This is a genomic window from Chryseomicrobium palamuruense, assembly GCF_042649045.1.
GTDB classification, from domain to species: Bacteria; Bacillota; Bacilli; order Bacillales_A; family Planococcaceae; genus Chryseomicrobium; species Chryseomicrobium palamuruense.
In genome coordinates, this window is the sequence record NZ_JBHSEF010000010.1 from 35,720 (window position 1) to 57,959 (window position 22,240).

17 protein-coding genes are annotated in these 22,240 nt (G+C 41.3%); all 17 read left to right on the forward strand.

The window, feature by feature from the left end; genetic code table 11:
* Positions 1-305: 305 nt before the first annotated feature.
* The 17 genes from ACFO0S_RS04085 (at position 306) to ACFO0S_RS04165 (ending at position 22,215) form a co-directional block, all read left to right on the forward strand.
* Positions 306-1,610: a toprim domain-containing protein gene (locus ACFO0S_RS04085; RefSeq protein WP_378140489.1), complete on the forward strand. Its 1,305-nt coding sequence runs from the start codon at positions 306-308 to the stop codon at positions 1,608-1,610.
* Positions 1,586-3,007 carry a hypothetical protein gene (locus tag ACFO0S_RS04090; RefSeq protein ID WP_378140491.1) on the forward strand — a complete coding sequence of 474 codons (1,422 nt, stop codon included), beginning with the start codon at positions 1,586-1,588 and terminating at the stop codon, positions 3,005-3,007. The genes ACFO0S_RS04085 and ACFO0S_RS04090 overlap by 25 nt, the downstream gene beginning before the upstream one ends.
* Positions 2,985-3,683 carry a hypothetical protein gene (locus ACFO0S_RS04095; protein ID WP_378140616.1) on the forward strand — a complete coding sequence of 233 codons (699 nt, stop codon included), beginning with the start codon at positions 2,985-2,987 and terminating at the stop codon, positions 3,681-3,683. The genes ACFO0S_RS04090 and ACFO0S_RS04095 overlap by 23 nt, the downstream gene beginning before the upstream one ends.
* Complete coding sequence (locus ACFO0S_RS04100; protein WP_378140493.1) at positions 3,680-6,880, forward strand: AAA family ATPase; 3,201 nt, start codon at positions 3,680-3,682, stop codon at positions 6,878-6,880. Before ACFO0S_RS04095 ends, ACFO0S_RS04100 begins: the two co-directional genes overlap by 4 nt.
* 149 nt (positions 6,881-7,029) lie before the next feature.
* Entirely contained in the window at positions 7,030-7,173 is a 144-nt protein-coding gene (locus tag ACFO0S_RS04105) for a hypothetical protein (protein ID WP_378140495.1), read from the forward strand.
* A 974-nt stretch (positions 7,174-8,147) separates the two neighbouring features.
* Positions 8,148-9,386, forward strand: a complete 1,239-nt coding sequence (locus ACFO0S_RS04110; RefSeq protein WP_378140497.1) for a ribulose-bisphosphate carboxylase large subunit family protein — start codon at positions 8,148-8,150, stop codon at positions 9,384-9,386.
* Between the two features lie 9 nt (positions 9,387-9,395).
* Positions 9,396-10,736 (forward strand): four-carbon acid sugar kinase family protein, encoded by a 1,341-nt coding sequence (locus ACFO0S_RS04115; RefSeq protein WP_378140499.1) that lies wholly within the window; start codon positions 9,396-9,398, stop codon positions 10,734-10,736.
* A 6-nt stretch (positions 10,737-10,742) separates the two neighbouring features.
* Positions 10,743-11,387 (forward strand): GntR family transcriptional regulator, encoded by a 645-nt coding sequence (locus tag ACFO0S_RS04120; RefSeq protein WP_378140501.1) that lies wholly within the window; start codon positions 10,743-10,745, stop codon positions 11,385-11,387.
* Between the two features lie 16 nt (positions 11,388-11,403).
* A complete protein-coding gene (locus ACFO0S_RS04125) occupies positions 11,404-12,429 on the forward strand; it encodes a zinc-dependent alcohol dehydrogenase (RefSeq protein WP_378140503.1) in 1,026 nt (341 codons plus the stop codon).
* 23 nt (positions 12,430-12,452) lie between these two features.
* Positions 12,453-13,475, forward strand: coding sequence for a TRAP transporter substrate-binding protein (locus ACFO0S_RS04130; protein WP_378140505.1), 1,023 nt, complete (start codon positions 12,453-12,455; stop codon positions 13,473-13,475).
* Between the two features lie 48 nt (positions 13,476-13,523).
* Positions 13,524-14,030 (forward strand): TRAP transporter small permease, encoded by a 507-nt coding sequence (locus ACFO0S_RS04135; protein ID WP_378140507.1) that lies wholly within the window; start codon positions 13,524-13,526, stop codon positions 14,028-14,030.
* A complete protein-coding gene (locus ACFO0S_RS04140; protein ID WP_378140509.1) occupies positions 14,021-15,295 on the forward strand; it encodes a TRAP transporter large permease in 1,275 nt (424 codons plus the stop codon). Before ACFO0S_RS04135 ends, ACFO0S_RS04140 begins: the two co-directional genes overlap by 10 nt.
* 10 nt (positions 15,296-15,305) lie before the next feature.
* Positions 15,306-15,953: a class II aldolase/adducin family protein gene (locus ACFO0S_RS04145; RefSeq protein WP_378140511.1), complete on the forward strand. Its 648-nt coding sequence runs from the start codon at positions 15,306-15,308 to the stop codon at positions 15,951-15,953.
* Between the two features lie 288 nt (positions 15,954-16,241).
* A complete protein-coding gene (locus ACFO0S_RS04150) occupies positions 16,242-16,697 on the forward strand; it encodes a HEAT repeat domain-containing protein (RefSeq protein ID WP_378140513.1) in 456 nt (151 codons plus the stop codon).
* Positions 16,698-16,874: 177 nt separating this feature from the next.
* On the forward strand, positions 16,875-20,537 hold the full coding sequence (locus ACFO0S_RS04155) for a S8 family serine peptidase (protein WP_378140515.1): 3,663 nt from the start codon (positions 16,875-16,877) through the stop codon (positions 20,535-20,537).
* A 779-nt stretch (positions 20,538-21,316) separates the two neighbouring features.
* A complete protein-coding gene (locus ACFO0S_RS04160) occupies positions 21,317-21,523 on the forward strand; it encodes a helix-turn-helix transcriptional regulator (RefSeq protein ID WP_378140517.1) in 207 nt (68 codons plus the stop codon).
* Positions 21,520-22,215: a DUF3169 family protein gene (locus tag ACFO0S_RS04165; protein ID WP_378140519.1), complete on the forward strand. Its 696-nt coding sequence runs from the start codon at positions 21,520-21,522 to the stop codon at positions 22,213-22,215. The genes ACFO0S_RS04160 and ACFO0S_RS04165 overlap by 4 nt, the downstream gene beginning before the upstream one ends.
* Positions 22,216-22,240: the final 25 nt, after the last annotated feature.

Genomic DNA, 22,240 nt, shown 5'->3' on the forward strand with positions numbered 1-22,240 from the left:
ATTTTATATTTATGAATAATTGGATTTATTAAAACTTCATGTTCACTTAACTACATTCCACAGGTTATAAAACCTATAAAGTAACCTTAACTAATTAGTCTGTTCTTTTATAGTTGAAGGAAAATAGAAACAAATAATTTAATACAAAAAAATTGAAGAATAAACATTTAAAGTTAAAGTAGATGAATAGTGAATAAATTATAAAAAGTAAAACCATAAATGGGACCTTCACTTTTCAAATGGATACATTTATCTTCCACTTTGTTACAATTGTTTTAAAATAGTATTCATACGGGGCGATTAATATGTTTCACGAAAAAGTATACGAATATCTATCTAATTCCATTCTCAAAAGTGGCGAACATCTCGATACAGAGAGCGCAATAATAGACAATAATTTAATTGAATGTAATCTCATTAAACGTACAAATCGAACATTAAGAATTAAAGGGGTAGTCGTCATTTCAACATTCATAAATGAAGATGGGGTAGAAATTCCTGATTCTGAGTTGTTGAGGCTTAAGTTGACACCTAGAAAAAAAGTATCTTTAGAAAAGACAAACAAGCAAACATTTAAATGGTTAGAAGATGGATGGATCTTTAAAGTAGTTCGATTTGAAAATGACGAGAAAACGGTGAAATCTTCTCACTATCAAATGGGTTATAACCTATTTCTCTTTCAACAAATTAAAGCAAGAGAAGAGGTAAAGCATCAATCTCTCAAATTAATCAAACTAAAACAACAAATGGCCAAAATCGCTGAATCAATAGATTGCATATCTAAAGACAAACAGCGGTATGATGGTCTAACTAATATTTCCAGATTATTCACTCAATTAAAAGTTGAACATCTGATGGAGGTGAATTCGCAGTGGTCAGCGCGAAAAACACGAGAGTTTCTTCAATTTATCGTAGCGATAACTGAACTATCTGTAAGAAACGACAGTTTTGATTGGAAAGAAATTGGTGCGATCCACTTTAAAGAAATCGGCGGATCAAAACAATTTGATCACTATAAAAAAGAATTTATCGAGGAGCTCGAGAAGTGGGCGCAAGTATCTAGCTATGAGCTAGGGTTAGTAAGTCTTGGACAAATTGTACCTATATTTTTCTCTGGGGCTATAAGTGGGCACTACGCCGATTATAAATGGGGGCCGCTCCATGCACTGACTGACTTATTAGTAAGTAAAGAAGAATTGAGCACATCTGCTAAAAGATTGTGGCTAGTTGAGAATAGAGCCATTCTCACCCGTTTCTCAGCCCAACCTTACTTTCTTGAGGAGACAATGTCATTGATGATTTCTGTAGATGGACATCTTCGTTCAGCACATAAATCTACTATTTCTCAACTACTACGAAATAGCGAAATTAGTGAAGTGATTATTTGGTGTGACTACGATAAGGATGGACTCATCATATCAAATGAAATCTACAACCTTGTTTCGAATACTGATTTGCACTCAATAAAATGGATATTGCCGAATCTAGAGGTTAGGACTTCAAAATCAGACTACGAAGAATTTGTCATTCCTTATATACAAACGATGCCAAGTGAACAAGAAATGACAACAGGGAGTGTGGATGTATGGAGAAAATGGATTCAAGAATGATTTCAATTTTTAAAGAAGATGATGCCACCCCCCAACTTTCTCAAGCGATGAAAGATGTATCGTCACTCGGTGGTGTATTAAGTGAATTGGGCGCTCAAGAGTTCTTTCAATCCCCAACAGAGATCTTGCGCTTTCTAAGAGTCATTCAACTATTAAATGAAGAAGCATTGGGTCTTGGGGAACCGATTGAGAATGAAGAAATGATTTATTACCGCTATCTAAATCGCTATCAAGACCAGGAGGCACCAACCAAAAAGAGAGTTGAGCAAATCATTTACATTTTATCTAAATACAATTGGATATCTAAACAATCAAGAAGAATCAAAATGAGAGATTTAGGTAAGCGGATGATGGATGCATTAATACGTTTGGCGAATGATTCTTTAGCTTATTATTTACAAGATGATATTGGGAAATCTCTCTTTCAAGCACGACGAGATGCTGCAATTAGTGAAGCCTATGATGATAATGGAATCTCTGGAGGAAATAAAATTGCGAGCATGATCAAAAATGTGGAGGATGCAATTTTATTACTTCGTGAACGGGAACTAGAAATGCTAGCAGATCGGAATGCGCTTCCCCAGCTTGAATTGATTCATAGTCTTATGCAAGAGTTAGAGCAGAAACTTGAAGAGCGATTAAACAAATTTGCTACGTTTGAAGAGAGTTTAGTTTTAACAGACTTGATGCAAAGAGGTACAGGGATTCTAGCAGAAGGCACGAACTTGAGTCTAGGTATGATCAATAAGTATATAAAATTTTCAAGTATTCAAAAAACACCTCTTGCTACAACGATTCATCCAGAGAAACTCCGAAATTTTATTGCGAATATGTTTGATCCCCCTGTAGATTCAGACATTCCAAACGTGTATCAAATGTTTAGTTTCATGGAACAAAACTTCTATGAAGATGAAGCTGTAGATGGGATTTGGATTCCAATAAAACTTGCATCTCCTCTCTCGGCGGGTAGTATTGACGATGCCATTGATTATTTAGAAAACTATGAGCCAACTACGGATCCTATAGAGGAAGATATAGATGAAGTAACATATGTAACAGAAGAGATGAGTGAAGAAGAGCTTGAAGGATTAATGGCTGAAGCGAATTGGATGCTGACAAAACAAATGATCCAAACGGATAGAATTGAAGAATACTTTAAAGAACATGAACAAGCGCCTCTTGAGCAAGTGATTGTTGAAGCGACGAGTTCAGAGTGGGGAGATACCATTAATGCACTTACTGCGGTATCTGCCTTAATTAGTAGTAAAAAAATTGTAGAATTGCCATCTGAACAAACTATGTTTGAAGAAATCCTAAAAGAATGGGAGTGGATGAAGCATGAAGATGGAGGGACCATCATCAAACGCAGAACAAATGAATCTCTTCACGGAAAGTGAAGATTCAGTAAAAACACAAAATGAGCCAAATATTAATCCTTTGAACGAAATGTCCTTGCTAAAAGGAGTGTTGACGCAACAAGAAGAGTTAGCATTTATGAACATTCTCTTCTCGTCTTCTGCATCTATAAGGTCTGGTAATTTTGGCTTGTCTCGAAAGGAAATAGAAAAGATGCTAGATATAACATCTGATGAACAGCTAAAGTCATTTATGGACCGAGTGAATCAGGCCGCTTCGCGCTATTTCCATTTGATTTATGACAAGAAACGAGATCAGTTGGTCATTCTGACAAGGGTACCGGCCTCGCAGGCGCGTAATACTTTGACAAAAGAAAGTTTGGCCATCCTACTTTACATGTTTTATCAGCAGGAAGTATTACAACATGAATATACCCTGTTTGACCGCTTACTAGAGGCACTTGGACATGAATCCAAGAAGGCCAATCAACGAATACTTCTAAATATCGACCCTTTAAAGAAAATTGGTGCGATTGAAGATTATGAGACTGATTCCTCAGAAAGAGCTTTCCAAATTACAACGATTGGAGTCCACATGTTTTCAGATTCCTTTCTTCGTAGAACTGCCGAGTTTAGTCAGTCCAATCAATTAAATAAAGAAGAAGTCCTAAAGTTTTTTAGACGCTATAATTTGTACCGAAAGGAGGAAGGTCAATGATTCCCTGGACGCTCTCGTTTTCTGGAATACGTGATTATCGTCCGGAACAATTAGATTTGTCCGGCAAAGACAGCCATATATTAATAACTGGACCAAATGGGGCTGGAAAATCAACCGTCACTTACTGTATGGGTGCAGTACTTTATTCTTCAAAGCTCGATGTTGAAGGTCTCCGTTCAAGAAACTTATTGCCAGAAGAAACTTGGAATGCCCAAATAGAACTTGTATTTAAAAATGATGGAATTATGAAGATAGACGCAGCAAAGTACATTCAATTTAGAGTGAAACTATATCAGGAGCCTGGGGAACCTATCAAAAAAGAATACTCTATTTCTACGGGAGATGAAATGAACAGATGGGAAACTAATCAAAAATACACTTCTGGAGATAAACAATATAATTTCACTGCCTATAAAAGAAACTTGCTTCATACATATAAAATAGACCCAGACGCCTATTATTTAATTTGGTATCAACAAGAGGTCAATCAATTTGCCACAATGAATCCCGAAGAGAGATTCCGAATTTTTAGCGAAATGCATGGCATTGATAAGGCACAGAGAGAATGGGAAGAAAGTATTGAAAAATTGAAAGAAACAAAAGAAACCTTACGAGCTTCTGAGTTTCATCTGAAAAATAAAAAACTTGAGCTCTCGATACAGCGAAGTCAATTACAACGATTTGAAGAAAATCAACAACGATTAAAGTTAGGAGCACAATCCTATATTCATGCGCTAGTTCAGATAGAAAAAACTATGAGAGAAGAGCATGAGCATCTTCATGCGCTTATCGAAGATCTTACTTATCAGCAGGAAGAACTTTATAGTGAAAAAATCGATAAAGAAGAGCAAATTGAATTGATTGTTTCACATCTCAAAGACCTGGCAACTGAGAAGGAACTAATTGTTGAGCAACAAGAAGAATTAGATAAGGCAGTAGATAACATTCATCTAGAATTAATAGAGATGAAAAATAGTGTGAACTCCCTTGAAGGGGAATTAGAAGAATTGACAATGCGTAAAAACCAGTTGACTCGATCTGAGGATGAAGTGTTCACTCAGTTGTCTGACATCCAAAGAAACTTGAAAGAAACATCAGAAAAATATGATCAGATGCAAGTGAATCTCAGAGAATATAAAGTTCAAGAAGAAGAATGTTTAAGAAAAGTTGTGAAACTAGAGCAGCAAATTGAACAAGATCGAGTCAAGAGCGAAGACTATAGAGTTAGTTTAAATCAGTATATAAGCAGTCATGATGTAAAACAAAAACTTACTTTGCTAAATCAGGAACTCCTCGTCTCTAAAGAGGAGCTTCAAAACTTAAATCAAAATCTCGTCCACTATGAAGAAGAACGAACGTTATTACTGAATAATAAAAATTTTTCGGAACGACAAAAAGAGTCATTCTCTTACTTTAAGAAAGAAAATATAAAAGCGTACTCCTTTCAACAGTTAGTGGAGCTAGATGAGACCGCTCAACTAAAAGATGAACAGCGATTCCAAACAATTAAATATACTATGTTCTTTGAAGGAAGAGAATGCAGTCCCCCTAATGATTTGTACCATGTTCCGTTAATGAAAGTTATACCTCATCGCTCTTTAGATGCTCTTCCAGACCTTCATCTGAAAATAAAAGATGACGTTAGCAGCCAAGCGTATCCACAAGCTATGAAAGTTTTATGGTGGGTGCAACAGCTATTCAAGGACGAGGATGTATATATTAACAATGGTGTTTTACATGACCCTCTCGGATTGCGTGGACCACAAGAAAAAGAAAAGTTTGTTTTGAGTAAAAGAGCTCTTGAATTAAGGAAGCAATTTTTAGACAAAGAAATCCAAAACATCTCGGGTCGAATAGCTACAGTTACGGAAACGAAAGAGAATATTGAAAAACAGATTCCCGATTATCATGCAATCTTTTCGAAAATAAAGCTTGCGGAAGCTTTCTTTGCAGTAGACTATCAGCGAGTTCAAAGAGAGCAGCAGCATGTAAGTGAGAAGGACAGATTAGAGGGGATTCGACAGCGGTCACAGGAAGAAAATCAACAAAGTAATCATATTCAACTTTCTATTAGTCGATTAAAGGATAAGGAAGAAATATTGTTAGAAGAACAAATCTTTTATCAACAGTTAGGGAAGATGAAAGGTAAATATGAAGCATTGCAATCTTTAAAAGTACAACTAGAAAGACTGAAGAATGAGGAAACACAAGCATTGGAAGAATCTGAGAAGGTTTCTGATCAATTAACAAAGATTGAGAAGCAAATACAAAGTAGTAAAAGAAAAGAAAGTTCCTTAGAAGGTGAATTAGATGAGGTAAAGCAGAAAAAGACTAGAATCGAAAAACAACTAAATAATACCCAAGAAGACCTTGATGAGACTGGTAAGCAAATTGTAGGTTATCTAAAAGAAATCACAGATATGCAAAGTTTAGTACCGGAACTTTTTAGAGAGATATCTCAAAAAGAAGACAATCAAAAACTTTCTGTCCCTGCACTAAAACAACAAAGAGAATCAGGAAAGATAATGTTTGACTCCGCAAGAAACGAACCAGATATAGACCCTTCAGCACCTGAAAACTTTAAAACCGCTGAACAGGAATTTAATCGCCTGACGAATGAATTTAAAAGAACAAGTTTACTGGTGGAGCAAGATCAAGAGCGTATGGAGAAGCTCCAAGATAACTTGGAAACTACGATTAATATGCGTGTGGTTGAAATTCAAACAAAATTCCAGTATTACATGAGTCAATTTCAGTTTGAGGGAAAAGTGGAATGGGCATCAACGGAAAAGAAAGGTCGTACTTTATTTTCACTATTTATTAAGGTTCGCAAAGAAGGGCACCGAGGCACTATGGATGATGTAAGTAAAAAAGCTCGTGGAGGCAGAGTAGGAAAGGGAGTCTCTGGCGGTGAGGAATCGCTGAGCTCTTTATTGTTCGCGTTGGCACTATTACAAAATCTTTCGTTTAAACCAGGCTTTATAGTGTTAGATGAGTTTGATAGTGCTTTAGATGAAAGTCGCAAATTAAAAGTATTTGATCTCTATGTGCAAGAACTAAATCGAAAGTTAATCATTCTAACACCTAAATCACACGAAGAGAGCTATTTACATCGCTTCTCCAAAGCTTTAGTCGTCCAACATGACCCATCCATTCCCGCAAGTAAGATTGTGGGGATTAGGAGGAAGGATGAATAGTCATAATATAAGTGGACTTTCTGAAAATTTGTACCGATTGTGTTGACAGAATAAATTTACGTGATATTGGAGAAGGAAGCACCCAATTGAAACAAGAAATCGACTGAGCACAAGTCATCCATTATACTCCAACTAATGACTTTGGTTATGTGGAAACCGATGATGGCCAGAGACAACAGATTTACATATTAGCGATTTGTACATACGATCAGACAGATGAGTATTACTTATTTGCCTGTGATGGAGAATTCAATGTGCTAGGCGATACAGTTCATTCTACTGTCGAGCAATGAATTTTGCAACCGACTACTATGATCAAGAAAATATTACATGGTTAACTGTCTAACAGTATAGACCTTGAGTGGCAAGTGCCTCTCAGGGTTTTTCTTTTTGGAGTGAAATTGAAAGAAAACTGCCTACATGTTGTACATCCATAAAGTCTGCCAATCCGGTTGAATTACCTCGCTTAGTGTGCAATCTTGAATCGTGAAATAAAGTTGATTGCTACCAATCACCTGATCTATTGCTGTCAAAGGTCTTCGAAACTCTTATCGACTACCTTTTTTCGAAAAGACTGTCTAGCTGATGCTGAGTTTTCTGATTACCATGTAACACAAAATCAAGTAAATCAAACTCTTGTCGATTGGTGGCAAGAGTTTTTTGCTGTCTATTTAACTTGATGGATAATATATCCGATCCGTATCCGTATCAATTACAACATCCACTTCAAAATCTTCGACAAAAGGGATTGCATAAAAATTATGCATGCGACAGAACACTTGAGGAAAATCTACTGGTTCTACATACAAGTTTTTAGTTTCTCGATACATCTGTCTGAGTTTTTTACTAGAACAATGTTTACCTACAAGAAGTGCTTGAACAAAATACCCATCCATCAATACAATCATTGAATTCACGACTGGTTGCTAATCAATCTTATAGCTATAAATTTGAGAAAAATGATTACTTATACTCACTTAGTATTCAACATGTCTAGTAAATTGTCCAATGGACGATTAAATGTAGGGGCAGGTCTTACTAGGAAGTCGTTATAGAAGCAGAGGCTTTTAAATTTATCCCTACAAAACACTCTATCAAAAATATTAAAAAATACATATACTCACTTGGTTAATATTCCTAAATGAAACCATAGCCATAAAAAATAAAATAATTTTCTAAATATTGTTGACAAATGAAAGCGGATACATTAAATTAAATCCAAGATATATCTATATTAAATCTATGTTAAAAAATGGGAGTTGGCGCTATGAATGTAGTAGCTACATATTTGATTGAGAGTGCGTTTGATTTACATGAAGTCGCACAAGTCATGGCAGGCGAACAGTCGACAGGCACATTTGTAAAACTGCCTGGAGAAACAGAGTCCTTACATAAGCATCATGCGGCAAAGATCATCTCTGTAAAACAAATAAGTGAGGTAGACAATCCATCTTTGCCTTATGGCCTATCATCAAATAATGGATATAGACAAGCTGAAGTCATCATTGAGTATCCAATCACAAATTTCGGCTATTCTTTGCCTAACCTTATTACGACGGTTGCTGGAAACCTCTTCGAACTTCGTGAATTAACTGGCATCCGCCTAATCGACTTCACTGTACCCACAGTGTTTCAAGAAAAGTATCCAGCCGGGCGATTTGGCATTTCAGGTACACGGCACTTAGCAGGTGTACATGAACGGCCGTTGTTTGGAACCATAATTAAACCAAGTGTGGGACTTCCAAAAGACGAGTACCGGAAGATGATTCGTGAATTTGCAGAAGCCGGAATCGATTTTATCAAAGACGATGAGTTGACGGGTAACCCCCTGTATTTCTCATTCCAAGACCGGGTCGAGATTGCGATGGAAGAAATCAATCGCGTCGCTATGAAGACAGGGAAGAAGACGATGTACGCTTTCAACATCACAGACGAAATTGATCAGATGCGAAGAAATCATGACTGGGTCGTTCAACACGAAGGCACTTGTGTCATGGTAAGCATCAACAGTGTCGGGTACGGGGCGGTTCGCCATCTAGCAAACTACACGGAATTGCCGATTCACGGTCATCGCAACCAGTGGGGAGCGATGACACGTCATCCAATGCTCGGGATGAGTTTCACGGCGTATCAGAAGATTTGCCGTCTCGCAGGGGTCGATCAACTTCATACAAATGGACTAGATAGTAAGTTTGCCGAACCGAACGTCCAAGTTGTGAAATCGATTAACGATTGTCTCGCGCCTATTTTTGCAGATGATGCTGTCATGCCCGTGTTATCCTCGGCACAGTGGGCAGGAAGTGCGCACCCTACGTATCGAGCTGTCGGTTCGACCGATCTGCTTCACTTGGCAGGCGGCGGTATCATCGCGCATCCAAATGGCATTCGAGCAGGGGTAGATAGCTTTGTCGAATCCTGGGAAGCGGCGGTTGCGGGTATTCCTTTTGAGCAACTGGTTAAAGAGAGCCCTGTCGTTCGAGCTGCCTATGAGAAGTTTAAGAAATGAGGAAATAAAATGACATTACTACTAGGGTTTTACGGAGATGATTTTACAGGATCGACCGATGCCATGGAGGCACTGTATTTAAAGGGTTACAAATCGGTCCTCTTTTTAGAAGCTCCTCCAACGCATATTTTAGAAAGCATGCCAACTCTTCAATGTATCGGAGTCGCAGGAACGAGCCGAGCCAAAGACCCGGACGGGATGGAACAAGAATTGCGACCGGTTTTGACACGTTTGCAGGAACTGACGCCGAAGATTGTCCACTACAAAGTATGCTCGACATTCGACTCTTCACCCGATGTGGGCAGTATCGGCAAGGCAATCGAAGTCGCTAATACGATTTATACCGAGCAGTCTCATGTACCCGTCATGGCTGGGGCACCAGCTCTTGGGCGATATACGCTTTTTGGCAACCATTTTGCAAAATCCGGAGACGAGGTCTACCGACTCGACCGTCATCCAATCATGTCGAAGCATCCCAGTACACCGATGCAGGAGGCGGATCTTGGAAAGCATTTGGCACACCAATTATCAGCAGATATTCGTTATTTCACATTAGTCGATAACCAGCCTAGTGAAGCATTAGTAGATTGCTATAAAAAAGCTACAGCAGGTGACGTAGTCATACATGACTGTGTGGATGCGGAGATGCTTAGGCGAAGTGCCCGAATCATTTGGGAGACGCAAGACGCACCGCTGTTCGTCGTGGGTTCGTCAGGAGTCGAATATGGGCTAGCCGATTATTGGGAGTCAGAGACGGATATCTCACCAGAGAAGAAAACGGTGTACCCACTATATGCACAAGACAACGTCCTCGTCATATCTGGAAGTGCCTCTATGATTACGAAGAATCAGATTGATTTCGCAGTGAGTCGAGGTTATACAGCTGTTCGGATTCCGAATGAGATTCTCCAGGGGAAAGATCCTCACGACTTCTTAGAATATATCCAGAACCTGGCGGAGGCAGATAAACGATTGATCCTTTTCACGGCACTAGGGCCCGACGATGAGAACATTCGTCACGTAAAAGCTTATTACGCTGAAAATGGAGCGACGCCTGCAGAAGCAGCAGAAGTCATCGGAACGATTCTCGGGAAGCTGACAAAGACTATCTATTCAACAAACGGCTACGCCCGACTCGTTATTGCAGGTGGGGATACATCCGGGTTTATCACGAAGACCCTAGGTATCGATTCATTAGAAGTCATCCAGTCCATCTCACCTGGGGCACCCCTTTGTATCGGGAAATCATTTTCTCATGGCGAGACGATTGAAGTTGCGTTAAAAGGAGGGCAATTCGGTAGTGAAGCGTATTTCCTAGACGTTCAAAATGCAGCAAGTGAAAGGGAATGATTCAACATGCGAGTGGAAAAACAACCAAAACAACTTTTGAAAGATATTGCCTATGACAAAATCAAAGAACTGATTTTGACAGAAAAGGTTGAGCCGAACCACATGCTCTCCGAGCGTGAGCTAATCGATATTTTAGAGATGAGTAAGACGCCAATCAAGTCGGCACTAATTCGACTAGAGTCCGAAGGGTTCGTCAAGATTTCGTCAAAACAAGGAATCATTGTCTTAGACATCAGCCTAGAACGGATCTTGAACATCTATGATCTGCGTGTAGCGCTAGAGAGTTTTGTCTGCGCAAAGCTGCATATGAAGTTGACGCAGTCAGAAATCGCTGTGCTTCAGGTGGCCATCGACGAGATGGATACAGCAGCAAGCAACAAAGATGTTCACCACTTCACAAAATGGGATCATGAGTTTCATTTGACCATGGCGCGATTGACAGAGAACTATGAAATCGAGCGCGTACTCCTTAACTACAATGATCAGTTAAAACGCATCACATTCAAGCACCTGAAAAAAGACGTAGAGCGAATGGCCCAATTCAATGAAGAACACAAGGCAATCCTCGCCAGCCTATCGGATCCGAAAGGAGAGCCTGCACGACTGATAGAAGAACACTTGATTCAATCTAAACAAAAATTACTCAACTAGGGGCGTGAAAATCAAGATGAAAGCAGTGTACATACAAGACGCGTATCAAGTAGAAGTGCAAGAGGTCGAGGTGCCGAAACTGACCGACCAAGATGTGTTGATTGAAGTGAAGATAGCAGGGATTTGTGGGTCAGACATTCATACGTATAAAGGTCTTCACCCATTTCGGAAGCCACCGGTCATCATCGGCCATGAAATCTCAGGAGTCGTCAAAGAAGTCGGAAAAGACGTCACCCATGTGAAAGTTGGTGACAATGTTACAGTAGAGCCACAAATCGGGTGTGGAGAATGTGTGTATTGCCGAGACGGGCAAGTCAATCTTTGCACTAACCGCACAGCGCCAGGGTTGAATGGGTGGTTCGGTACGATGGCCGAGTATTTTGTGGCACCAAAAGAGACGGTGTTCTTGTTACCAGATACAATGGACCACGTGCAAGGTGTGTTGGTTGAGCCATTAGCCGTCGGTGTCCATGCCATTCGAAAAGGACAGATAGGTGTCGGATCACGCGTCGCTATCTTAGGAGCAGGTCCAATTGGCTTGCTTGCCATGGCAGTAGCCAGAGCATCAGGAGCGACCGTGACGTATGTGACGGACGTATTGGATTATGCTCTCGACGCAGCTAAAGAGATGGGTGCGAGCCATACAAAGAATATTCGAGACAATGCTTCGTGGCATGAGGAGGCTATCAATGAATCTGGAGGATTGTTTGATGTTGTTTTAATCGCAGCTGGCATTCCTGGAATTATTGATGATTCGTTAAAGCTGCTTCGAAAAGGTGGAAAAGTCATCACAATCGCCATGTTTAATGGCACTCAAACATTCGATATCCACAATCTTCAAAATCAAGAAAAAGAAATCATCGGATGTATGACTTACAACTCGGTTGATACAGAAACGGCCATTGAGTTACTAAACACTAATCAGATTATTATTGAGCCACTGATTTCACATCAACTTCACATGGATCAAGCTGGATATGGATTCCAAATTGTCGATAAGAAACAAGACAATTCATTAAAAGTCTTGGTCTCATTTGAATAAAAAACACACTGGGGGAATGGAAAATGTTGAAGAAAGTAGCAGGGGGATTATTTGTAACAGGATTGGCATTAAGCCTAGCAGCATGTGGTGGGGACGAGAACAACGCATCAAGTGCATCACAAGGAGAAACTTCAGGTGAAGTGACGACGCTTCGTCTAGGGCACATCGCCTCTGAAACAGATGCCTGGCATTTAGGGGCTCAAAAGTTTGCTGAGCTTGTGGAGGAAAAAACAGACGGATCTGTAAAAGTAGAGTTGTATGCAAGTTCGACTCTTGGTAACGACCGTGACCTGATTGAAGGGATGCAACTAGGATCAATCGATTTCGCATTAGTTGCAGGAGTTCTGAGTAACTTCTATGAGCCATATTCAATTTTAGAGCTTCCGTACCTGTTTGAAGATACAGATCATCTTGAAGCCGTTTTATACGGAGAAGTAGGAGAACAACTTCAAGCGGACTTACTTGAAAACGCTGACATTCGAGGACTTGATTTCTGGGTGCGTGGACCACGCTTGTTAACGGCGAGCCGTGAAATCCAATCAGCTAGTGAATTGTCTGGCCTTAAAATCCGTGTTCCTGAAATTCCCGCTTCTATTGCAGCATGGGAAGCAATGGGCGCAACTCCAACGCCAATGGCATTTGGGGAAGTGTATTCGTCCCTTCAAACAGGAGTGATTGACGCGCAAGAAAACCCACTAGCTTTAATAGAATCAAACAAATTGAATGAAGTACAAGATTATTTGATGATGACAAACCACGTGTATGGGTACGTGCAACTGACAATGAGTGAGCAGACGTATCAGAAGCTTTCAGCTGATCAGCAAGCGGCAATTGAAGAGGCTGCAGAAGAAGCTACGCAATACGAGAATGAATTAGTGTATGAACTCGAAGCTGAGCTTCTTCAGAAGTTAAAAGATGCTGGAATGACTGTTGTCGAACCAGATATTGCTTCGTTTTCTGAACTAGCAACAACTGTTCATGCAGAGTTTGCAGACGAATCAGATGCACATCGTGCGCTTTATGACAGCATCGTCAATGCAAAATAGACCAGAAGAGGGCTTGTGCCCTTTTCTTGTTCTTTAGGAGGAATCTATGTGTCACTCTATTTGAACCTGGTAGAAAAACTAAATATGGTTGTGAAGTACTTGTTAGGTCTGATGATTGCGACCATGTCGGTCCTTATCCTAACTCAAATTTTCACACGCTTTGTCATTAACTACCCCTTGCACTGGACGGAGGAACTTGCCCGTTACTTGATGATATATAGTGTCTTCTTAGGTGCCGCTGTTGCGATTCGATACAATCGCCTCATCGCTATTGAAGCGATTGCCCAAGCGATGTCTGAGACAAAACGCCTGTGGTTAAAGCGTTTTGTGATGTTGCTCACAATTGTCTTCTCTAGCCTAGTTATCATTTATGGAATAGACATTTTAGGTGCGGTTAAAAATCAAACATCTGCGGGGCTTCGAATCCCGATGAACATCCCGTACTTTGCTATTCCATTAGGTGCTGGACTGATGATTATAAATGCGATTGCAGTCATGATTGATGGTGGCAAATCGCACTATCCGAAAGAAAGCGAGGAAACGACATGGCAATAGTTCTTTTTGTTTCCTTGATTGTTCTTTTCGCTTTAGGCGTTCCTATCGCGATTGCGATGGGACTTGCTTCAGCCATTGCATTGATTTATGAAGGGACGACACCTCTAGTCGTCTTAGTGCAGCGTTCCTTTACATCTGTCGATTCCTTTCCACTCATGGCTATTCCTTTCTTTATCCTTGCGGGAACGCTGATGGAATTCGGAGGAATCTCAAAACGGCTCATCAATTTTGCAAATGCGCTGACTGGTCACTTTGCTGGCGGTCTAGCCATTGTGACTGTTGTGACATCTATGTTCTTTGCTGCCATTTCCGGATCAAGTGCAGCAACTACAGCGGCATTGGGAAGCATCTTAATCCCAGCTATGATATCACGTGGGTATAAACGGAACTTTGCTGGTTCAGTGCAAGCTGTCTCAGGAGAGCTCGGTGTAATTATTCCACCTAGTATCCCTCTGATCTTATATGGGGTAGCTGCTGGAGTTTCAATTGGAGACCTGTTTATGGCAGGTATGATTCCTGGGATTTTAATTGGACTCTCTCTCATCTTCACGATCTACATATTGGCGAAGAAGTACAAATTCCCACGTGAAGAGAAGAAGTCGTTCCCTGAAGTCATGACGGCATTTAAAGAAGCCTTCTTTGCTCTCTTGATGCCAATCATTATTTTAGGTGGTATTTACGGTGGAATTTTCACACCAACGGAAGCAGCGGGAGTGGCAGTAGCGTATGCATTTTTAGTGGGTGTGTTCATCTATCGCGAAATCAAATTAACGCGCCTCGTTCAAATCTTTAGTGAGTCTGCTATCACAACTGCCATTGTCATGTTCATTATTGCAAGTGCTGGGCTTTTCGGCTGGATTTTAACTATGGAAAATGTTCCGAGAGATGTAGCAGCATTCATTACCGGGATTTCGGACAATCCACTCGTCTTCCTTCTATTAATAAATGTGTTCTTATTAATCGTAGGGATGTTCATGGAGACCAATGCGTCAATCATCATTTTGACACCACTGCTTGTGCCAGTTGCACTTCAATTAGGAATTGATCCTGTACACTTTGGAATCATCATGATTGTTAACTTAGCTCTGGGAATGTGTACACCGCCACTTGGCATCAATCTATTCATCTCTGCACAGATTGCCAACATTCGTTTAGAGCAAATTGCACGAGGGATGCTGCCGTTCTATGTGGTGTTGTTGCTTGTCTTGTTACTGATTACGTATGTTCCACAAATCTCACTATTCTTACCTAACCTGTTAGACTGAGGTGATAACAATGGATTTAACTCAACAATTGCAACATGCGGGTAATTATCTGATGAAATACGACCTGGCCTGGGGAAACTCAGGTAATATCAGTGCCCGTGTAGATCAGAACAGCTACCTCGTGACAGCAAGTGGTACATTTATGGGAGAACTGCAAGCAGATGATTTTGTTCAGGTCGGTCTGAATAATATCCATTATCCTGCAACTAAAAAGCCAACGAAAGAGACACCCATGCATACAGCTGTCTATGAGGCACGGCCGGACATTGGAGCTGTCTTGCACAGTTCTCCATTTTACTCCACGCTGTTTGCGTGTACTTCGGAACCACTTGAAGCGAACTATTTCATTGAGTCCATGTATTACCTTCAACGTATCGCGTATGTAGATTATCATGAACCAGGAAGTCAGTCGCTTGGAGATGAAGTCCGAGAAAAAGCCCAACAAGCCAATATTCTTTTCCTCAAAAATCATGGCGTACTCGTGTTCGACTCGACACTTAACGAGGCTCGAATGGCACTTCAAACTCTGGAGCTAACATGCCGTATGGTCGCCACGAGTAAAGCGAGTCACCTTGACCTAAAAGCAATCGGGGAAGCGGATGTTACCCGTTTTTTAGAAGGTGGCGTTTACAAGCCGAAGCGTGTGTGGGGAAAGTAATTTTACGATTGTCTGGTACAAGGAAAATGGGTATTACGAAACCAAAAGAGCTTGCATTCGCAGGCTCTTTTGGCTTTTATATGTGGAGTAAATAATCCGAAACCTACACACTGTGTCCGCTGCCCACTTCCGAAAATGCTCACTCCCGCAATCCCTCCACGGCCTATTCGAATGATGGTATACTAAGGAAGAGATTCATCCTTTTGAATCGTTACCGAAAAAAATCGTGAATCTTCCGCTACTGTAAAAATAGAGCACAAGCTTAGGATTTCATGAGGAGGATATTAAATGACTGAACAAACAAACGAAGCCGTTGTGTCAGAACTCATCGGCCAAGCACGCGACCGCTCAAGCTGGGAAAAGCGCTTAGAAGCATTAAAAGAACTGGAACAGTATGACACACCAAAAGTACGTGAAACAATTATTGGACTTGCCCTACGTGACCGCGTGTATGCGGTGAAGCAGGAAGCTGTGAACATGGCGAACCGCTTGAACTACACAAAAGACGGACAGAAAATCGTCCTCACGAAAAAGAACACAGGCTACAAGAACAGTGATTTCACAAAGGTGTTCCACCAAGTGAAGCGTGATCTAGAGCTTGGAGATTTTGAGTTCGAACTCGAGTCGTTCAAAGAGCAGTTCAAAGAAGTGAACCCAGAGATGTACGATGTGATGCAGTATGAGCACAAAGACGGGTTTGATCAGTGGATGGAAAATAAGTATATGAATTTACCGAAGAAGTAAATGAATGTGTGGCCCCTGCGAAATATTGATGCAGGGGCTTTTTTATGAAAACAAATAATTACTTAGACCTATCAAAAATAGTTATAATCTATCTATAGAAATTAGTCATTATATGCTAATTTAAATGAATCAATTGTTCTCTAAGTCACGCAATCTCACTTGAAAGAAGGGACGCTTGTGCGTAAAAAAGTTATTTATTTACTATTAATCATGTTAACTGGGAATCTAGGGATTCCTGTTTTTACATATGCGACAGAAGCCTCATCAAAAGAACCTGTCCGTGTCATTGTTCAACTAGCAGAGGAGTCGTTAATTGAACGATTGTCACAAAATGGGGAGTCACTGGACGAGAAAACTGTGCAAGAGGTCAATCAACTTATTGACGAAATCGATCGGAACAAGGAAGAAGTAGAAAAAGAAATCATGAACGAAGTCGATTCAGCGGAAATCGAAGAAAGCTTTTCGGTCGTATTGAATGGCTTTGCTCTGATGGTAAATGCCTCTGATATAGACGAATTATCAGATATGGCGGAAGTGAAAGCTATCTATCCGTCTACAGTGATCTCCCGTCCGGCGGCAAGTCCACAACTCGTCTCTTCTAAAGAATTAATTGCCGCACCATCCGCAGGATCAAGTGCCTCAAAAGGGGAAGGCGTCGTTGTCGCTGTGATTGATACAGGAATTGATTACACGCATAAAGACTTTGTATTGTCGAGTCCTTCTGCGGCTAAATTATCACAGTCGAGCGTAGAACAATCTGTGCTAAATCAAAGGGTGGCACCGGGAAGATATTTTACTGCGAAAGTGCCATTCGGCTACAACTACATGGACCGAAATACAGAGGTGCGTGACTTGGCACCGAATGCATCGATGCACGGAATGCATGTGGCCGGAATTATTGGAGCAAATGGCGCGGAAGGGTTCGGTGGCTTACGCGGAATGGCACCAGAGACTCAGCTACTCGCAATGAAGGTCTTCTCGAATAGTGCCAATTCAAATTACACATACAGCGATATCTACATTAAAGCGATGGATGATGCGGTGCGACTCGGTGCAGACGTCATCAACATGTCGATCGGCGACACAGCAGCATTTTCTGCAACCAATGGTCCTGAATACCAGGCCATCGAACGTGCACGAGAAAGTGGTGCAGTGGTTACCATATCTGCTGGAAACTCTGCTCTTTACGGGGAGGGTAAGGTGGATATTCTGGCCTCTAATCCGGACTACGGGATGGTCTCATCACCTGCCATAGCAGAAAATTCGTTAGCTGTCGCATCTTTCGAAAATTCACGTATCAATAATCAACCCAATCCGAATGCGGCGAAGATGAGTGATTTCAGCTCTTGGGGACTAGGTGCGAATCTCGACCTAAAGCCGGAAGTCACTGCTCCAGGTGGCGGTATTGTCTCAACCATCAATAATAACCAGTACGCAATCATGAGTGGGACGTCTATGGCGGCACCACATGTCACTGGTGCAGCAGCTATTCTCGTTTCAAAAGCAGCAGCTCTAGGAGTGACAGGGCGTGATCGAACCAATTATATAGAAGCTCTTCTCATGAACAGCTCGCGTCCGGTAAAGAATGTAGGGAACCAATTCGAATCTCCTCGAAGACAGGGAGCCGGTCTCATCCACATTTCAAACGCCTTGCAATCACAGGTGACTGTTGTGGAAAAGAACAATAAAAAAGGGAAGTTAAATCTTGGCGAAATGAATGTAGGTGTTGTATCGAAAGAGGTCACCATCACCAATCATGGTCCTTCGACACTCCAGTTTACACTAAGTAGCAGTTTCCAAACGGACTCTGTGCGCAATTTGAATGGCCGCAAGGTTGCTGTGCCAACTGAACCTGTGCAACTCAGTAATCAACAAGTGGCAATGGTCAGCGGAAGTCAACTAACTGTAGGCCCTAATGAGTCGGTTTCATTTCCGGTTTCGATTGAAATAAAAGATGTTTCTACTGTAAAGGCACAATTACCGAATGGATTTTACCTCGATGGATTTTTACAATTCACAAGTCCCACCCATGTGCCTTTGACGATTCCGATATCTGGTTTTGTAGGGGATTGGGATCAAGCACCTGTATTTGATCAAGATTATTTTGAATCGGAGAGCCTTTGGAAAAAGCAAGGTCTAAAAAATGATTATGGACAAATGGTGCAGCCGAAAGAGTATCTATTGTCACCAAATAACGACGGGTTATATGAACGTATTTCACCCGTGTATTCCTTGTTGAGAAATGCAAAACGGTTAGAATTTTCGATTGTGGATGCATCAGGGAATCGTGTCGTATTGTTAAATAGTCGAAGCAACGTGGTGAAACACTACAGTTCGACAAATTCGTTTACCGACTTGACGGCCGCAGCGTGGGATGGCAGACGGCAAGGCGCACCAGTTCCGGACGGCACCTATTACTATCAAATGAAGGCGTTGATTGATTATACAGGTGCGGAATGGCAAGTAAAAGAGTACCCATTAATTGTAGATACAACAGCTCCGGCTACGACACTTTCCTATGATTTTAATCAACAACTTCTTACAGTTGCTACAGTGGAAAGGGGTGCAGGAGTAGCTGAGTACTCGGTGTATAAGAATGGTGGTCTTATTGCAGCACAAAGTAATCTAGCCAAGATACCTATTTCTACAATGGCTGGAGATGTACTCCGAGTGGAAACGCGAGACAAGGCAGGGAATCGAAGTTCAGTGGAGCTAGTGGTAAAGGAACCTATAGCTGATGTGGTTGCACAGCCAACACCAACACCAACACCGACACCGAACCCGAACCCGGAAAATAAAATTGTATCAGTGGAAGATATTGCAGAACAGCTAAAGAATCAACAAACGGTTGAATTAACTGCTGAAAAGGAACTTTTAATTGAAAAAGAGGTCTTTGAAGAAGTGTTCAACAAGAAAAGTACTCTTGAACTGACATTTGCAAAAGGAACGGTCCTATTCGATACGAAAACGTTAGGTGAGCTTTCAAGAATGAAGCAGGGATTATTGAAAATCACAGTTTCAGAAATAGCGTTATCAAAGGGGACTCAAGAAGTAGCCATCTCATTTTATATGTCGGACGGTACGTCTGAAACAGAATTACAGCCTTTTGAATCTGCTATACATGTGAAGCTCCCACTTTTAGTGGACATCACTAATTCTACGAAAACAGCGCTGTATCTACTTGAAGGGGACAGGCAGATTTATCAAGGCGGTAAAATAGAGAACGGGATTCTTGATGCGTCTATTTATGGGTCGGGAACGTATGGGGTCATTGAAAAAGATATCACCTTTGAAGATACCAATAAACACTGGGCAAAAATGCAAATCGAAACGCTCGCCTCTCGGTCGATCATTCAAGGAAAGTCTGAAAAAGAGTTCATGACCAATGCCTCCATTACACGAGCAGAATTCGCTGTTCTGTTGACGAGAGCGCTCAACCTACCGACACAAGGTTACCGAGGCATCTTTAACGATGTACCTGCAAGCAAAAGTTGGGCATACCGAGGAGTAGAAGCCGCGTACCAAGCTGGTATTGTGAATGGGATTACTAACGATCAATTCAATCCGGATGCCCGAATTACGCGACAAGAAATTGCTACGATGATCATGAGAGCGGTTCGCTACCAAGATGAAAGTAAGATAAACAATCTAAATGTGCAGCATCAGTTTACAGATGTGCGAACCATTAGTTCTTTCGCCAAAGAAAGTGTCAAACAAGCGAATTCACTAGGGATTATTCAAGGAAGAGCAGGAAACATGTTCGATCCGAAAGCCAATGCGACGCGTGCCGAAGCGGCTGTCATGTTGTACCGAAGTCTATTGGTACTCGACGAATTCTAAGAAGGATAGAGAAAACAACAAAGTACTACAGGATTTTCACAACTCTCCTGACTTTCGAGTTAGGGGAGTTTTTAAACAGGTGCCTTTAAACAGGTGCCAACTTTAAACAAAAGATGGCAATTTACTGTATGTCATCAACTTCATCGAAGGATTCAATAAAAAAGTCTCTTCACAAACAGGAGGTTCCTCACGCAACGTGAAATTAAAAATTACTTTCCTAGCGCACCTTCCCTGAGACACGTGCCAATCGCGGTGAACTCTTGAAAGTCTAGAACTCAACAATTGGATAATTAAGCTAGCGTTCTTAATACACTAAGATTGTTTTCACATATCGATTCACATGTCGTGTATTGTGGGAATCATTTAGTGCATAGGTACCTCGGAACGACGTTGAGAGTAAGAGACTTGACGTATAAATAACTGAAGAGCATTCACAAAACGAAAAAAGGTCTTGCCCGTCATGAAGCCGAAGGTTGAGCGCGGGTATCCAAAACTTTACGTAGAGAAAGTTTTTCAAGCAGATGAAGGCTGTGATTTATGGTACATAAATTTAAAACAATTCACTAGCTCTGAACCAACACAGATTATTCACTAATATTACCTCTATATCTAATTTGGCCCTTGCTGTTGCAGGTTTTTTGTATTTTCATAAATTGTGTGTGGGTTGTATGGGTGACACTAAATAGGAAACATTCCCATTTGTCCAAATCAAATAAAAATGACCAATATAATAGTCAAAAAGAAAATGATGTGTTACAATCATTTCAAGAGGTGAGTGGATGAAGACGAGACTGAAGGAATTGCGTGCGCGGTTCGGTATCAATCAAACGGAACTTGCCAAGCGTGCGAAAATCTCAAGACAAACCGTTAGCCTGATTGAACGGGGGGAGTTCATGCCCTCGTTATTGATCGCTACGAAGATTTCGAGAGTGTTCGATGAACCGATCGAAAAAATTTTTCAATTTGAAGAGGAGGAGTTGCAATGATGAAAGTCATTGGGAAGCTTGGCGTCTATGTGGTGCTCGGAGGTGTGTTTGGCTACTTTTTCGCGATGTTCGCAATGGACCGTGAATCTACGCTCGACTTTTCTGGTTTGGCGTTTCCATTTGTGATAGCACTACTAGTAGTAGTCATAGGATTACTCGCTTTTTCACTTTTTGGCTACATGAAGATTCGTAAGTTGTCGGAGCAAACGTTTAAAGGAGACGAGGAAGACCGTATGGAGGAGAGGATGTACCGACTGTATGCGGATGCCAGTCTAGCTGGGGCGGTTGCCATTGTGGCGAGTCTCACGGGGATGGCGGCTGCGATATTGACGGAAGCGGCGGTCTGGACAGTATTCGTTTTTGCAGCACTACTGCTTCTTGGGACTGTGTTGTCGTTCTTCTTCCCGACGCTTATGAACGTGATGTATCCGGAACGTAATCTTCCGGCCATGTCGGATAAGGACTACACGAAGAAATTGTTGGCGCATTCGGATGACGGGGAGCGGCACATTATGTTAGGCGGGTTGTTCAAAAGTTATCAAACTGCCAATTCCCTGATGTTTCTGGCCATTCTGTTTCTACTTTTCTACTCGCTTGCAACAGGTACGTCTCAGATGGTCGGCATCTTGGTACTCGCCATAATTATCATTAGTACCAATACCCGTTATTCGCTCAGCATTCGAAACAAATAGAGGATCAATTACCCCCTGCCCACGC

Excerpts from the sequence above, each read along its gene's own strand:
- ACFO0S_RS04085 (WP_378140489.1), top strand. The coding sequence starts at position 306 with ATGTTTCACGAAAAAGTATACGAATATCTATCTAATTCCATTCTCAAA.
- ACFO0S_RS04090 (WP_378140491.1), top strand. The coding sequence starts at position 1,586 with ATGGAGAAAATGGATTCAAGAATGATTTCAATTTTTAAAGAAGATGAT.
- ACFO0S_RS04095 (WP_378140616.1), top strand. The coding sequence starts at position 2,985 with ATGAATCTCTTCACGGAAAGTGAAGATTCAGTAAAAACACAAAATGAG.
- ACFO0S_RS04100 (WP_378140493.1), top strand. The coding sequence starts at position 3,680 with ATGATTCCCTGGACGCTCTCGTTTTCTGGAATACGTGATTATCGTCCG.
- ACFO0S_RS04110 (WP_378140497.1), top strand. The coding sequence starts at position 8,148 with ATGAATGTAGTAGCTACATATTTGATTGAGAGTGCGTTTGATTTACAT.
- ACFO0S_RS04115 (WP_378140499.1), top strand. The coding sequence starts at position 9,396 with ATGACATTACTACTAGGGTTTTACGGAGATGATTTTACAGGATCGACC.
- ACFO0S_RS04120 (WP_378140501.1), top strand. The coding sequence starts at position 10,743 with ATGCGAGTGGAAAAACAACCAAAACAACTTTTGAAAGATATTGCCTAT.
- ACFO0S_RS04125 (WP_378140503.1), top strand. The coding sequence starts at position 11,404 with ATGAAAGCAGTGTACATACAAGACGCGTATCAAGTAGAAGTGCAAGAG.
- ACFO0S_RS04130 (WP_378140505.1), top strand. The coding sequence starts at position 12,453 with ATGTTGAAGAAAGTAGCAGGGGGATTATTTGTAACAGGATTGGCATTA.
- ACFO0S_RS04140 (WP_378140509.1), top strand. The coding sequence starts at position 14,021 with ATGGCAATAGTTCTTTTTGTTTCCTTGATTGTTCTTTTCGCTTTAGGC.
- ACFO0S_RS04145 (WP_378140511.1), top strand. The coding sequence starts at position 15,306 with ATGGATTTAACTCAACAATTGCAACATGCGGGTAATTATCTGATGAAA.
- ACFO0S_RS04150 (WP_378140513.1), top strand. The coding sequence starts at position 16,242 with ATGACTGAACAAACAAACGAAGCCGTTGTGTCAGAACTCATCGGCCAA.
- ACFO0S_RS04160 (WP_378140517.1), top strand. The coding sequence starts at position 21,317 with ATGAAGACGAGACTGAAGGAATTGCGTGCGCGGTTCGGTATCAATCAA.
- ACFO0S_RS04165 (WP_378140519.1), top strand. The coding sequence starts at position 21,520 with ATGATGAAAGTCATTGGGAAGCTTGGCGTCTATGTGGTGCTCGGAGGT.